Genomic DNA, 12,489 nt, shown 5'->3' on the forward strand with positions numbered 1-12,489 from the left:
GTTTAAGGCGGGTTTAACAAAGGAGTTAACGTTAGTCTACCGGTCGGACGCGGCCGATTTGGGTGGCCAGGTCGAGAATTCGAAGGGAACACGAGCGGTCCGGTCGTTCAAGGTTGTGGAGTTGCGGCTGTCTATCAACGCTAAAACAAAGAAATGATCCACACGATCAAGAAAATGATGCTGCAAACAGTAAGGCAACCTACGAGTGGCGCATACCATGGCCGACCCGGCGACTTCTCCCCGCAGTGCGGGCAAGTGTCTGCGTTCCGGGCTATCTGCTGTTTGCAAGATTTGCATTCGATGGGTCTAGTTTTTGTATTCACAATCCGATCCGCAGGACATAAGTCCTTTAAAGTCTGCGTCCGACCCACTTCACCTCACCTATCACCCGGGCTGTTTTAGGCCAACGCGTCGTAGGCGATGAGGGGTTATCGCTCGAGAGCAACCACTGTCCAGCAGCATTCTTCTTTGCCCGCTTTACGACCAAGCCGTCCCCAGTCCAAACAACATAGACCCCATTGGTCCTTTGACGGCGCTGGGAGCGATCCACCAGGATCTTGCTACCGGACGGTAAGGTTGGCTCCATCGAGTCTCCGCTCACGCTGATCACGGTGCATAGAGTTGGATCGATGGCTTCACGATCCAGCCAACTGCGCTGGAAGGACACAAAGCCCACCACTCTTTCATCCAGTTCGGTGGCACCTCCTCCAGCCGCTGCAGCCAATTCCCGCACCTCGACCTGTCTAGATGGTGCCGTTAAGTCTGGTTTATGTGTTTCGATGGCTTGGGTAAGAGCTTCAGCCAAGTCTTCGCGGATTCCGGATCTGATCTCGTCGACTAAGTCTCTCCTTTCCGTCTCTCTCTCTGACTGTTCGCTGGTGACCCGACTACGCGGGGGACCTATGTATAGCTCTAGACCAAGACTAGAGCAGATTGCAGACAGGCGGCTAGTCTTGCAGTCACGACCCTCCAAGACATATCTAACCGCGTTTTCCGGCAAGCCGGCCCGAATTGCTGCGCGATAAGGCGTGATTTGTCGTCGGTCTAACTCTCGACGAATAGCCTCAATGATTTCCTCTTTGGTCACTCGCTTATTGTAGCGATATTTCCTCGCTACCGATAGCGATTTTATGTTGACAATGCGCTATGTGTAGCGGATAATGCCGCTATGGATAGCGAATCACTGCTCCGATTAGCCAGTATCTATGGCAAGAGCAAAAACCTTCGGCTCAATAGCGTGTCCACCTATATGTCCGGGTCAGGAGATGTTCTTGCGCGTCTGAGTCGGGGTCACGACATTACCACTCGGCGGCTAAGACGGTTTGTACAGTGGTTCTCCGACCACTGGCCCGCTGATCTCCCCTGGCCGGACGACATCCCACGGCCGACACCAACCGCCGCGATAGATCCTCAGGAGGCCGCGTGAGGGAGTACCAACTACCCCAGCGCCTGGCAATCGCACGGACCAAGCTGGGGCTTACCAGGAGGGAGTTGGGAGTCCGGGCGGGTCTGCAGAACGCGGAGTCCACAATTTCCCTTTTCGAGACCGCGACTTCCGTCCCTCACCTCTGGGCGCTCTGCCGCCTGGCCGATGTACTGAACACCTCCACTGACTACCTGTTGGGCCGGTCCGACTACATGCTGGACCCAGGAAGGGTGAAAAAACGATGAGAACCAAAACGATGGGACAACTGGTGGCTGACCTGCGGAACCGAGCCGAGGAACTGGAGTCCCGGGCGGGGCACCTGAAACAAACAGCCGATTTTCTTTCCCGCGAGTATGGCCTGGACGCAGAGCCCACTGAACAGACAACCGACCAGGCCCCATCCAACCCGGAGAAGCCCGGCTCGCCAAAGCTGATCCTGCTGCGCTGCACTGGGTCCAAGGACAGGCCCGACTGCGCAAACATGGTCAAGAGTCCCCGCAGGAGAAAAGACATCAAGTGCAAGGAGTGCAGGCGGCTCTTGAACAACGCCAGAGCGCGGAAAAACCGGGCCCGGATGAAGAAGTCGGCCGAGGACACGCACAAGACCGTCTGGCACGGCGAGGAGGGCCTGAGTTCAGGTGCTCCGTCTTCGATTGGTCGGGATCAGCTGGAGCGCTCGGGGGTTTGAATGCCGATCCGATACGCCAAGCTCTCAAAATCTGACCGGCTGCAGCGAGTTTATCGCCTGCTAGCCGACGGTGAGGAGCACTCGACCTTAGAGATTTCCATCCGGTGCGGGGTGGTCGCGGTGAGCGCGATCATCTCCGAGATCCGCATCCAGGGCGCCGAGATCACCTGCCGGCAGACCAGGTCTGCCGAGACGGGTGCGCGCCGCTGGCTCTATCGGATGGTGACCCCGGCTCCCGCCGAGATCCATGCCCAACTTTTGAAGGAGGCTGCGTGAAGGGTCTCACCGATGTGCGAATGACTGCCGTGCCGCCCAATCCTGACGCAGCCGGCCAGGCCGAAGTAGATCGTGGACCCGCCTTCGCCTATGACTCGGAGGCGCTTTGGGAATGGGCCAAGTCGCGCACCGGGAAACTGAGGGAGGAGGGGGAATACCGAGCTGGGGTGCTGCGCCAAGTGGTGGCCTTGACGGCACACGGTGAGACCTTGCAGGCGGCCTGTCAGTCGGTGTCCCGGGCCGAGCAGGTGAGCCTCGGGACGCTCAAGCGCTGGTACTACCAGGCGCGAAACTATCAGAGTCAGGACTGGGCTGCGGCGCTGATCCCGGGATATGTGGGCCGGGTGGTGCGCCAGGAGATTCCCTCGCCGGCCTGGGACTGGTTCACCTCGTACTATCTCACCCGAGCCAAGCCTACCTTGACCGAGGCCTACCGCCGCACGGCAGAGACGGCTGTCGCCCGGGGATGGGGAGAGATTCCCTCCCGGCGGACCTTCGCTAACCGCCTGAAAACCGACGTCACCTACACCAGGCAGGTTTTCCTGCGCGAGGGAGGCGAGGCCCTGGCCAGACTCTATCCGTCCCAGCGAAGGGACAAGCGCAGCTTCAGAGCGGGGGACGCAGTCTCTGGCGACGGCCTCAAGTTCGACAGGCTCTGGGTCATCTGGCCGGACGGCGAGGCTATCAACACGGCGACCGGCTGGTTCTGGGCAGACATCCGGACCGGCTACATCGCCGCGTGGCGGCTGGCGAAGACCGAGACCACCGACCTGTTCCGCCTGGCGACCTACGATCTGACGGGCCTGTTCAAGCCGCAGCTGGCCTGGGTTGACAACACCATGGTCGCGGCCAGCAAGGCCATGACCGCGGGGGCTGCCAACCGACGCCGAGGGCGAGACAAGGCGGACGATCCGGTCGGCCTGCTCCCCCAACTCGGCATCGAGGTCCGCTTCACCAACCCGGACAAAGAGATGGGATCCCCGGGAGCCAAGCCCATCGAGCGCAGCTTCGGCATCGGCGGGATCCACGACAAGGTAGCCACCCATCCTCGCTTTCTCAAGCGCGGCTACAGCCGGGCGACGGCCATCCCCTATGAGGAATTCGCCGAGGTGGTTCGGGGAGAAGTGACACGTTTCAATCAACAGCCCAAGCGCCGGACCGCCGCTTGCCGCGGGGTGCTGTCTTACGAGCAGGCCTTTCGGGAGCTCTTTGCCAAGGCCATTCCAACCAAGCTCACCGAGTCCCAGCGGGCGCTGCTTCTACTGATGCCGGAGGCGGTAAGGGCCCATAGCAAAAGCGGAGAGATCCGCCTCAAGGCCGGCCAGGGTCCGACGGGGCAGCGCCGGTACTGGACCGAAGCTCTGACGGAATTCAAGGGGAGGCAGCTGACGGCCTACTACGACCCGGCGGATCTCACCCGGCCGATCTCAGTCTACACGCCGCAGGGCCGCTATGTCGCCCAGGCCGAACTGCTGGCCGACACGGGCTTCGGCGACACGGCCGCGGCCCGTGAGTGGATGAAGAACAAGGGCCGGATGATCAAGGCGCAGAAGAAAGCCGCCAATGCCGAGCGGCGGATGAGGGACCTGGAAGTGGCAGCCGCCTACCCCGAGGCCGAGCCGGGCCCGCTTCCCGCTCCCGGTTTAGTTGCTGGAAATTTTGGGCAAAAGCGGCAGGTCGACGAGAAGCGCCGGGTGGTCGGTGGGGACTCTCCAACGGAGGACGACGTGGGGCTGAGCCCGGTCGATCGGTTTGTCCTTGAGAACCTGGAAGACTGGAAGAAAGAGAAATTCGGATAAGGAGGATTGAATGGCGGAATCGCTGGTCGTGCGGCGGGTGAAGGAGCAGATCGAGAAGGCCAGGCTCTCCCAGACGCGGGCAGCTGCTGAAATTGGCATTTCCGGTTCGGCTTTGTCCCAGTGGATTGCCGGCAAATATAAGGGCGACGCCACGGCCCTGACGGCCAAGGCTCAGCGATGGCTGGACTCCACGGCGAAGCGCTCGGAACTCGTGACCCGAATGCCGGATCCCCCTGAGTGGGTGGAAACGCCCACGGCAAAGCGAATCCTGGGCGGCCTGGGCTACGCGCAAATGGCTGCCGACCTTGCCATTGTCTACGGCGGAGCTGGGCTGGGGAAAAGCATATCGGCCACACACTATGCCGGCTCGAGCCCGAACGTCTGGGTTGCAGTGATGACGGCTGGCGGAAGAAGCATGGCTGGCTGCCTGGAACGGGTAGCGATGGCCTGCGGGGTGCGCTCGGTCAACGTCCGGCCCTGGAGGCTTGAGTCTGAGATTGTTGACCGCACCTCAGGCACTCACGGCCTGCTGGTTGTGGATGAGGCCCAGCACCTGGACACCCGAGCTCTGGAGGCGTTACGGGGCCTGCACGACCAAGCCGGCATCGGTCTGGCCCTGATGGGAAATGAACTGCTCTATTCGCGCCTCACGGGGGGCAGGCGGGCAGCCGAGTTCGCCCAACTGTTCTCCAGAGTCGGCAAACGGGTCCGGCTGACCCGTCCCGCCCAGGCCGACGTGGATGCCATCTTGAGAGCGTGGTCCATCAGCGGAGCCGCAGAGCGCGCCCAGGCTCTTGAAATTGCCCGCCAGCCGGGAGGGCTTAGGGGACTGACCAAGGCCCTGCGACTGGCGGCCATGATGGCGGCAGGGCAGGCAGTGGCCGAGACTCACCTGAAATCCGCTTGGCGAGAGCTGGCGGCTTAGTAGACGTAAGGAGGGAAGTGGAAATGGAGTTAGAAGCAACAATGACCAAGGCGACCACCCTGGAGGGCATTGCCGAGCTTTGCAAGACCTACACGGCCGCCAGGGAGCGCTTGGCGGATACCACCGAGGACATCCGCGCCGACCAGCGCCGGGCCCTGCGCCGTCGCCTGCGCCACCTCAAGGCCCGGGTGGCGGAGGTCTCGGTGGCGCGGGACCGCCTGCGGGAAGCCGTTGAGGACAACCCGAAGCTGTTCGAGCGACCTCGCACCAGGGCGCTTGAGGGCGTCAAGGTAGGCTACAGGAAACAGCCGGGGCGGATCGAGTGCGACGAGGAGCACGCGATCGCCCGCATCCGCAAGCTCCACCCCGACCGCGAGGCGGACTTGGTCCGGGTTCGGGAATCGCTGGTCCGCTCCGCGCTCAAGAACCTGGACGCCAAGACGTTGGCCTCAATCGGTGTCACCGTGGTCGAGGTGGACGACCAGATTGTCATCGCCGCGGCCAACGACGACCTCGACAAGCTGGTCGATGCACTGCTGAGCGATGAGGAGGTGGCGAAGCAGTGAGACGAGTCAAGAGGAAGAAGAAACGAAAAGAGGCTGCCGACCTGTTGCAAGGCCTTGCCCGGATCATCGATGCCCGCTTGAACGGAGACTCCAAGGTCGAAAACCGGGAGTGGGGATTCGCGCTGCTGGTCTTCCCGTTCGGCGACGCTGCCGAACCGCGCGTGATGGATTACGTGTCGAATGCCGACCGGCTCAATATGAGGGTGCTCTTCAAAGAGCAGCTTGCCCGGCTGGAAGCGAGGATTCAGGACAACGAGCCGTCGGACATTATGTAGAGGCGTGAGAAGTACATGGGTAAGAGGAAGACATCCGTACGGGCGTACAAACGCCGGGCCGCGCTGGCGAAGATCCACATCGCCAAGAAGCAGTTGGGGATGGAGGACGAGACCTACCGGGCCATGCTGCAGGAAGTGGTCGGTGTCGATTCCGCGGCCGACCTGGACATGCGCGACCTCGGCAAGGTCCTAAATCACTTGGCCGACCGGGGTGCGAAGTTCCGCGGCCGCGGCCGCCGATCGACGATCTCCTCGGTACCCCGGGAAAAGCGCCGCCTGCTGTGGAAGATCTACCAACTTCTGGGTGACCGGCCGGTGAAGTACGCGGTGTCCATTCTGCGGAACCAAGGCGGCCCGGATGCCCTGGAATGGGCTACTCCCACCCAGCTCCACAAGGTGGTGGCGGCCCTCGAATATGACCGGATGCGCAAGGCGAAGCGGGCGGCCAACGAGCGCGGCGCAGTGGATCCGGATCTGCTGATCGACGGCGTTTTGACTCTCCTTCTCGGTGTAGCCGCTTTTGCCGCCTGGTCTCTCATTCTGCTGGCCCTGGAGGCGTGAAGTGAACGACCTGAGGGAGATCGAAGACCTGATCGGAAGGGACGCCACCCAATGCCTGGTCCGGGATTTTGGGGGCAGAACCATCGGGATCCCCAAGCGCGCCACCGGCACACGCATGGCCCAGTCCGTAGGAGACGCCGCAGCCGGCAAGCTCTCCGAGCACTTTGGGGGCGAAAGGGTCTACATAGCCAAGACTCCGGACCGTCCCGGCCGTAATCGCGAAATCCGCAGGCTCAGGTTCGAGGAGGGCTACTCGATCAAGGACCTGTCTCCGCTCTTCAACCTCACCGAACGTCAGATCTGGAACGTCCTAAGCAGTCGTTAGTTCCCGGCTCCCAATTGATTTTGTGGTAACCTCCCAACGAAGTTGTTTGCTCTGGTTGGTGCCTCGTCGAGATATCTCAGTAAAGGCTGTATTCTGAAATAGATACGTGTATCTTCGTCTTCAACACAAGGGTTAAAGCTTATGAAATGTCCCTACTGTTCCGTTGCTTTCCACGACGACTGGTTTGACTGGTATTACTACGACGATGATGGCGACGAGTCTAAAGAAGTTTGCGACGGATCAGGGGTGTGCTGGCGCGTTTTCTGCGCGCAATGTCCAGAGTGTCTCAATTTGATTTTTAGATTACACAAAATGTCTCGAATCAATCGAAGCAATAGGAGAACAGAGAAAATAATCGTCTATCCGAAACACAATTCCCGCCCGGTTCCTCCAGAAGTCGACGAAAAATTCGCTCAGGATTTCCGAGAAGCATGCCTTGTCATTGCAGTTAGCGAGAAAGCGAGTGCAGCTCTCAGCCGCCGGTGCCTTCAAAACTTGTTGCGGGAAAAGTCAAGGGTAAAGGCAAGCCATCTCGTACAGGAGATCCAGGATGTGATCGCCTCCAATCAGTTGCCAAATCGAATTAATGAGTCACTTGACGCAGTCAGACAAGTCGGAAATTTTGCAACTCATCCTGTCAAGAGCAAAAACACAGGAGAAGTGATTGATGTCGAGCCTGCGGAGGCGGAGTGGTTGCTTGACACATTGGAGCAGCTATTTGAGTTCTACTTCGTTGAGCCAGCTAGACTAAAGAAGCAAAAGGCAGCCTTAAATAAGAAGTTGAAGGACGCAGGAAAGCCGTTGTTGAAATAGATTGTATGAACATCTCCGCCACTGCTTCCGTAGTGGCATCTCACCCTCCCACCCAGCTTCGAGTTCGGCAGACTTGGAGTCGATGAACCGCTGATCACAAACTAACCTGAAATCTTCATCTTTTTTCCCCGCCCGATCCTCCCCCACAATTCCCTAGTTACCTGGATTCGTGGCCTACGGAGGAGGCGGCATGCGACATTTTTCGTTGATCTGGTGGATGGTTGGCGTCCTGGCGGTTTCGCTGGTGCTTGTGGAGATCGGCAGCAACCTGCTGGAGGAAGCCTCGGCGCTTGAAGCGCCCTCGGTCTGGGGCTTGACCCTTCACGGTCAGGGCGAGTGGCTGTTCGACGTTTCGATGGCCCTGCTGGTCTTTGCGCTACTCGATGTGGTCCTGTTTCCCAAGATTAACATCGTGGAAGTCATCCTGGGCGCTGGAGAATGGTCCAAGACGGGTGAAGACATGATCCGGGCCGCCGTGATCCTGTCCTACTTCGGCATCCTGGCGGCCGTCATTCTCTCGGTCGGGACTTAAGCTGTGGCCAAGCCTACTGTGAAGCACATCCTTGAACGGTTCGTGATCCACGTCTTTAGTTCGACGGGTTTCCTGGTTTTGGCTATCTGGCTGTTCTGGGGCTTGGAGCGCTTCTCCTGGTGGGAACCCTTGAGCGGCTGGTGGCAGTTGGCCTTGCCGGCCACGCTTTGCTTCATGTTGGCTGCCAGCCGGGAAATCTGGGATGTTTCCCGAGGGGGATGGGTTGGGAAGTCGGTAATTGACTGGATCAGTTGGGCTGTTGGTCTCGGGTTAAGTTGCTACGGCCTCTATCGGCTGACGCCGCGGCTTACTGAGATCCTGTTACAAGTTGAGGGACTGACATGATTCGAGACGTCGCCGTTGCCCTGCTCTGTCTGGCGGTTCTAATCGTCCTTTTGGTCTTCATCTCAGTCGTGCCGGGACAAGCACAGAACATCTCTTCCGAGCACAAGGAAATCTTCTGCGAGGAAGTCGACCGCGCCGCAGCTTGGGATAGGTCTGACCGCTTGGCTGCCCGGACCTGGGTGGAGAGCAACTTCCGGACCGATGCCGTCAGCCCGGTCGGTGCAGCCGGCTGGAGCCAGTTTATGCCGCTGACCTGGCAGGAAGAAAGCGCCAGGACCGATCCAAGCTGCTCGGGTGTGCCCGCGACCGATCCCGCTTGTTCGGCCCGGGCTCAGATCCGCTACACCCGGATGCTACGCCGCATGGTCGCTGTCCGATCCCTGACGATCCAGGATCTCAAGGCCAAGCAGGACATAGCCTACAACGGTGGGATCGGCAACCTATGGAAAGAGGAGCGGGCCTGCGCCCGACGGTCTGGGTGCGATAGCCGGCGCTGGTGGGGACACGTCGAGGGTGTTTGTCTAAGGCACCCTGCTGCCTGCCGCGAGAACCGGGCCTACCCCGTCAAGATCAACCGGGTTCTACGGAACCCCCAGCGCATGGCGAGGCTACCTCGATGCGAGCAGTGATCGGCGCAATTTTCTGGTGGTGCGGAGCGGTGATTCTTGGCGTGGTAGCTTGGGCTGTTCTGATCACGTCCCTTAGTTGCCTGTTGGGTAACACCGTCACGATCACAAGACCGGACGGAGTGGTGGTTATCAAGTGCCGGGACTGCCCTGAATTGAAGGTGACGGTCCAACCAGAGGATTGTCCATGACCACCCTCCCTCCAGCTCTTTTCACGATCGCTCTCCTGCTGGTGGCCTTTCTGTTTTGCGGGAGGCTCATCAACTGGTGCGTTCCGCTGATCCGGCGCCGGGTGGTAGCCAAGTTTCAGGACAGGACTCCCGAGGACATCGAACCCCGTGCCAAGACCCTGGGGCTGGCCGTGCGCAAGGGTGGGGTGATTGCCATTCGGATCCTGACGGGTATCGGATTGCTGAAGGTCCTGGGCGTCGATACGGCGCCACTGTCGGCTGCTATCGGGGTGTTTGGAGTTGCCCTGGGATTCGGGGCCCGAGCCATGGTGCAGGATCTGCTGGCCGGCCTCTGGATCCTGGTGGAAGACCGCTTCCGGTTGGGGGACCAGGTGGAGATCAACGGGGTGGCCGGGACGGTGGTGAACATGACTTTCCGGGTGATTACCGTCAAGGATGAGGGCGGGAGTCTGCACCTGTTCCAGAACGGGCAGATCCGGTCCCTGATGATTGGGCGGAGGGGCGTATGAGTGCCGCTAAGGAGAGCTGCCGGATTGCGAAGGCGATCCATCACATCTCGAACGTGCAGGGGCGCCTTGAGGTGAACGGTAGCTGGTCGGTGTCCAGCAACAAGCTGAGGTACGCCCTGGACTACCTCTATGCGGCGATGGGCTGCAAAACCTGCTGGAAGAAGTGCAAGTGCCAATGCGAGGACTGACATGGAACTGATTCCCACCCTGATTACCGCTACCGTCCTGGCCGTGTTCGGCTCGGTCACGACCTACCTGACCAACCGCTGGATCGACGGCTGGCGGAAGAAGGACGCCTACAAGCGCTTGGTGGCCGAGCCGACCATCCATGTCGGCGCCAGGCTTACACGGGTTGTTGACTCGTCCAGCGGCGTCCAGCTGATGGGACCGTGTGAGATCGTCTCTCTCGAAGTGGGACGGGTAGTTCTGCGCTCGGCTGACAAGAAAGAGATGCTTCCCCTCGGGGGGCGGGAGCTGGAGAAGCTGCACCCCTTCGCGGACCTTATGAAGCAAACGTGATGAAAGGGAAACTCCGTCAACTCGTCCAGCGGTTCGCCAAGGTAGCCAGGCCAGTCGGCGCGGGTGCCGGAGCCGTCGCCGGCCAGGGCCTCATCTCCAAGGTTCTGACCTTGCGCGACCTGCTGCATCTGGGACTGCATTCGGGTCTGGCCGCCATCGTGATTTTCGGCGGATTCTGGGCCGACTTCGGCATCGCCCTTTATCTGGTCGGACTTCCATTGATGAGGATCGGTCGACGTCTGGCCCTGTTCTGATGACCAAGCCAACCCCAAAGAAGCGCAACGCCCTGGTTGGTGTCCTGGCCGTACTGCTGGCCGGAGCGGGTGGATTTAAGGCGGGGGACTGGTACGCCAGTCTGAACGCCCCACTCACGCCCGAGGGTGCCTATAGGCTTCTGTCCGGAATTTCTGACGCGACCGGCTCAGCCATCATCAACCGGTACGAGGAGATGCAGGCCCGTTTGGCTGAGGAAGCCGCCGAATTGAAGGAGTCTCTGGAGGAAGCGAAGGCCCGGCGCATTGAATCTGAGAAAGACGCCCAAGCCGCCAAGGCGCAGCTCGAGCTGGACCAGGCCAATAAAACCATCGAGTCACTGCGGCGCCAATCTGAGACCGCAGAGCAATATCTGATGGAGGTCCTGACGCAGCCTGCTCAGTCCGAACAGGCCGCAGAAATCCAGGCCAAGGCCGCCGAAACCGTCCACCTGCTGAACCAGGAGAACGAGTGGCTGCGTGGGGTGGTTCAAAAACAGGCCAAGGTGATCCTCAAGCAGGAGTTGGTCATCGCCGAGTTCAAGAGTGAGATCGCCCAGTACGAGCGCAACCTGATCCTGTGGAAAGAGCGGTACGAGAAAGCCGAGCGGCATATCGGCCGCTTCGGCAATCGCAAGACCAAGATAGCCGTCGCGATCGCGGGCGCCGCAGCAGGCGTGTACGTGGGCATGAAGGTGTTTTGAGGAGCGCGCGTGGCAAACGGAATTCCCAAACGCAGCCTGGTCCGGAAAATCGCCAGGACCGAGCGGGCTTTCAGCCCGGCTGAGATCGTGGCCGCCCTGAGAGCGGCAGGTTCCCGCTTGAGTCCCACCTTTCTGGACCGCAAATACTATGGGGTTCCCGAGGACGTCTGGACAGACATCTTGCAGTACACCGGGGTCGATGCCGGCCAGTACCGCAGTGAGCGGTACGACTGCGATGACTTCTCCAAGGCGTTCGCCGCAGCCTGCGGCCGCAAGCTTGGGCTGAACGGGGTGGGGATCGTCGTGGACATGTCCGCCGGCCACGCCTACAACGTGATCCTGGTGAACGACGGGGGCGGCTGCAAGGTGGCGTTTGTGGAGCCGCAGAACGACCGGCTCATATTTGCCCCCCGGCCCGGATACAGTCAGACCAGCGGTTTCATCTGGTTCTAAATATATGAACCCAGTCTATCTCCAGATCGCCTCGGACGTGATCCTTTTCCTGATCAGTGCGGGCGTTGGCATCTACCTCTTCGTGACCCGGAAGTCGCAGGTCAACTCCGACCGGATCGACGCCCTGGAGGACGAGTTCTGCAAGCGGTTGGACCAACTATCCCAGCAGGCTGCCAAGGAAGACAAAGACCTGCAAGAGCAGGTCGGCGGCCTATCCGAGCGGTTATCCCAGGTGGAAGGCAACCGGCCGACCCTGGAGAAGCTCAGCAAGAGTGTGGGCCAAGTCCACAACCGCATCGACGAGACCAAGGGCATGGTCTCCCGCCTGGAGGGAGAGTTCCGGGCCTCGAACCGGACGCTCGGCCTGATTCACGAATACCTCCTCAATAAGGGGAAGGGCTAGCCATGAGCAGCTTCCGAAAGTTCGAAACCGAGCACCTGCGCCTGGCGGTGCTTCAGATCCTGGCCGAAGACTCCGACTACGCCCACAACGAGCTGGTTCTGTCTTCCGCTCTGGGGCAGCTGGGCCACGGCGTCAGCTCGGACCAGCTCCGGACCGAGCTGGCCTGGCTGGCCGAGCAGGGGCTGCTCGCCGTTCAGGAGGTGCGCGACGTCCAGGTGGTTCGGCTGAACTTGCGCGGCGCGGACGTGGCCCGTGGAGTGGCGCAGGTTCCAGGAATCGCTCGACCCCGCCCGAAAGGGTGA

21 protein-coding genes are annotated in these 12,489 nt (G+C 60.5%); all 21 read left to right on the top strand.

Annotated elements, in window-relative coordinates; all coding sequences use genetic code 11:
• Nucleotides 1–1,422 precede the first annotated feature (1,422 nt).
• The 21 genes from OXI69_15365 (at nucleotide 1,423) to OXI69_15465 (ending at nucleotide 12,489) form a co-directional block, all read left to right on the top strand.
• Nucleotides 1,423–1,671, top strand: a complete 249-nt coding sequence (locus OXI69_15365) for a helix-turn-helix transcriptional regulator (protein ID MDE2667518.1) — start codon at nucleotides 1,423–1,425, stop codon at nucleotides 1,669–1,671.
• The gene (locus tag OXI69_15370) at nucleotides 1,668–2,114 is read left to right on the top strand and encodes a hypothetical protein (protein MDE2667519.1); all 447 of its coding nucleotides are present in this window, start codon (nucleotides 1,668–1,670) and stop codon (nucleotides 2,112–2,114) included. Before OXI69_15365 ends, OXI69_15370 begins: the two co-directional genes overlap by 4 nt.
• Entirely contained in the window at nucleotides 2,115–2,390 is a 276-nt protein-coding gene (locus OXI69_15375; GenBank protein MDE2667520.1) for a hypothetical protein, read from the top strand. It begins immediately after the preceding gene.
• On the top strand, nucleotides 2,387–4,189 hold the full coding sequence (locus OXI69_15380; protein ID MDE2667521.1) for a Mu transposase C-terminal domain-containing protein: 1,803 nt from the start codon (nucleotides 2,387–2,389) through the stop codon (nucleotides 4,187–4,189). Before OXI69_15375 ends, OXI69_15380 begins: the two co-directional genes overlap by 4 nt.
• 10 nt (nucleotides 4,190–4,199) lie before the next feature.
• Complete coding sequence (locus OXI69_15385; protein MDE2667522.1) at nucleotides 4,200–5,114, top strand: AAA family ATPase; 915 nt, start codon at nucleotides 4,200–4,202, stop codon at nucleotides 5,112–5,114.
• A gap of 41 nt (nucleotides 5,115–5,155) precedes the next feature.
• Entirely contained in the window at nucleotides 5,156–5,680 is a 525-nt protein-coding gene (locus tag OXI69_15390; GenBank protein MDE2667523.1) for a hypothetical protein, read from the top strand.
• Nucleotides 5,677–5,955 carry a hypothetical protein gene (locus OXI69_15395; GenBank protein MDE2667524.1) on the top strand — a complete coding sequence of 93 codons (279 nt, stop codon included), beginning with the start codon at nucleotides 5,677–5,679 and terminating at the stop codon, nucleotides 5,953–5,955. The genes OXI69_15390 and OXI69_15395 overlap by 4 nt, the downstream gene beginning before the upstream one ends.
• Nucleotides 5,956–5,970: 15 nt before the next feature.
• The gene (locus OXI69_15400; protein MDE2667525.1) at nucleotides 5,971–6,516 is read left to right on the top strand and encodes a regulatory protein GemA; all 546 of its coding nucleotides are present in this window, start codon (nucleotides 5,971–5,973) and stop codon (nucleotides 6,514–6,516) included.
• A 1-nt stretch (nucleotide 6,517) separates the two neighbouring features.
• Nucleotides 6,518–6,841: a hypothetical protein gene (locus OXI69_15405; protein MDE2667526.1), complete on the top strand. Its 324-nt coding sequence runs from the start codon at nucleotides 6,518–6,520 to the stop codon at nucleotides 6,839–6,841.
• 141 nt (nucleotides 6,842–6,982) lie between these two features.
• Nucleotides 6,983–7,654 carry a DUF4145 domain-containing protein gene (locus tag OXI69_15410; protein MDE2667527.1) on the top strand — a complete coding sequence of 224 codons (672 nt, stop codon included), beginning with the start codon at nucleotides 6,983–6,985 and terminating at the stop codon, nucleotides 7,652–7,654.
• 190 nt (nucleotides 7,655–7,844) lie between these two features.
• Nucleotides 7,845–8,186, top strand: a complete 342-nt coding sequence (locus tag OXI69_15415) for a hypothetical protein (protein MDE2667528.1) — start codon at nucleotides 7,845–7,847, stop codon at nucleotides 8,184–8,186.
• Between the two features lie 3 nt (nucleotides 8,187–8,189).
• Nucleotides 8,190–8,531, top strand: coding sequence for a hypothetical protein (locus OXI69_15420; GenBank protein MDE2667529.1), 342 nt, complete (start codon nucleotides 8,190–8,192; stop codon nucleotides 8,529–8,531).
• Nucleotides 8,528–9,160 (top strand): transglycosylase SLT domain-containing protein, encoded by a 633-nt coding sequence (locus OXI69_15425; protein MDE2667530.1) that lies wholly within the window; start codon nucleotides 8,528–8,530, stop codon nucleotides 9,158–9,160. Before OXI69_15420 ends, OXI69_15425 begins: the two co-directional genes overlap by 4 nt.
• 184 nt (nucleotides 9,161–9,344) lie before the next feature.
• A complete protein-coding gene (locus OXI69_15430; protein ID MDE2667531.1) occupies nucleotides 9,345–9,857 on the top strand; it encodes a mechanosensitive ion channel in 513 nt (170 codons plus the stop codon).
• Entirely contained in the window at nucleotides 9,854–10,045 is a 192-nt protein-coding gene (locus OXI69_15435) for a hypothetical protein (protein MDE2667532.1), read from the top strand. The genes OXI69_15430 and OXI69_15435 overlap by 4 nt, the downstream gene beginning before the upstream one ends.
• Nucleotide 10,046: 1 nt before the next feature.
• Entirely contained in the window at nucleotides 10,047–10,376 is a 330-nt protein-coding gene (locus OXI69_15440; protein MDE2667533.1) for a hypothetical protein, read from the top strand.
• Nucleotides 10,376–10,630 carry a hypothetical protein gene (locus OXI69_15445; GenBank protein MDE2667534.1) on the top strand — a complete coding sequence of 85 codons (255 nt, stop codon included), beginning with the start codon at nucleotides 10,376–10,378 and terminating at the stop codon, nucleotides 10,628–10,630. The genes OXI69_15440 and OXI69_15445 overlap by 1 nt, the downstream gene beginning before the upstream one ends.
• On the top strand, nucleotides 10,630–11,331 hold the full coding sequence (locus tag OXI69_15450; protein MDE2667535.1) for a hypothetical protein: 702 nt from the start codon (nucleotides 10,630–10,632) through the stop codon (nucleotides 11,329–11,331). The genes OXI69_15445 and OXI69_15450 overlap by 1 nt, the downstream gene beginning before the upstream one ends.
• 9 nt (nucleotides 11,332–11,340) lie before the next feature.
• Nucleotides 11,341–11,784 (top strand): lectin MOA-related protein, encoded by a 444-nt coding sequence (locus OXI69_15455; GenBank protein ID MDE2667536.1) that lies wholly within the window; start codon nucleotides 11,341–11,343, stop codon nucleotides 11,782–11,784.
• 4 nt (nucleotides 11,785–11,788) lie between these two features.
• Entirely contained in the window at nucleotides 11,789–12,187 is a 399-nt protein-coding gene (locus tag OXI69_15460) for a hypothetical protein (GenBank protein MDE2667537.1), read from the top strand.
• 2 nt (nucleotides 12,188–12,189) lie between these two features.
• Complete coding sequence (locus OXI69_15465) at nucleotides 12,190–12,489, top strand: hypothetical protein (protein ID MDE2667538.1); 300 nt, start codon at nucleotides 12,190–12,192, stop codon at nucleotides 12,487–12,489.

Source organism: Acidobacteriota bacterium (assembly GCA_028875575.1).
GTDB lineage: Bacteria > Acidobacteriota > Terriglobia > Versatilivoradales > Versatilivoraceae > Versatilivorator.

Bases quoted from the DNA above. Each gene is read 5' to 3' on its own strand.
- OXI69_15370 (MDE2667519.1), top strand. From the start codon at position 1,668: ATGAGAACCAAAACGATGGGACAACTGGTGGCTGACCTGCGGAACCGA.
- OXI69_15375 (MDE2667520.1), top strand. From the start codon at position 2,115: ATGCCGATCCGATACGCCAAGCTCTCAAAATCTGACCGGCTGCAGCGA.
- OXI69_15385 (MDE2667522.1), top strand. From the start codon at position 4,200: ATGGCGGAATCGCTGGTCGTGCGGCGGGTGAAGGAGCAGATCGAGAAG.
- OXI69_15390 (MDE2667523.1), top strand. From the start codon at position 5,156: ATGACCAAGGCGACCACCCTGGAGGGCATTGCCGAGCTTTGCAAGACC.
- OXI69_15400 (MDE2667525.1), top strand. From the start codon at position 5,971: ATGGGTAAGAGGAAGACATCCGTACGGGCGTACAAACGCCGGGCCGCG.
- OXI69_15410 (MDE2667527.1), top strand. From the start codon at position 6,983: ATGAAATGTCCCTACTGTTCCGTTGCTTTCCACGACGACTGGTTTGAC.
- OXI69_15415 (MDE2667528.1), top strand. From the start codon at position 7,845: ATGCGACATTTTTCGTTGATCTGGTGGATGGTTGGCGTCCTGGCGGTT.
- OXI69_15425 (MDE2667530.1), top strand. From the start codon at position 8,528: ATGATTCGAGACGTCGCCGTTGCCCTGCTCTGTCTGGCGGTTCTAATC.
- OXI69_15430 (MDE2667531.1), top strand. From the start codon at position 9,345: ATGACCACCCTCCCTCCAGCTCTTTTCACGATCGCTCTCCTGCTGGTG.
- OXI69_15435 (MDE2667532.1), top strand. From the start codon at position 9,854: ATGAGTGCCGCTAAGGAGAGCTGCCGGATTGCGAAGGCGATCCATCAC.
- OXI69_15440 (MDE2667533.1), top strand. From the start codon at position 10,047: ATGGAACTGATTCCCACCCTGATTACCGCTACCGTCCTGGCCGTGTTC.
- OXI69_15445 (MDE2667534.1), top strand. From the start codon at position 10,376: ATGAAAGGGAAACTCCGTCAACTCGTCCAGCGGTTCGCCAAGGTAGCC.
- OXI69_15450 (MDE2667535.1), top strand. From the start codon at position 10,630: ATGACCAAGCCAACCCCAAAGAAGCGCAACGCCCTGGTTGGTGTCCTG.
- OXI69_15460 (MDE2667537.1), top strand. From the start codon at position 11,789: ATGAACCCAGTCTATCTCCAGATCGCCTCGGACGTGATCCTTTTCCTG.
- OXI69_15465 (MDE2667538.1), top strand. From the start codon at position 12,190: ATGAGCAGCTTCCGAAAGTTCGAAACCGAGCACCTGCGCCTGGCGGTG.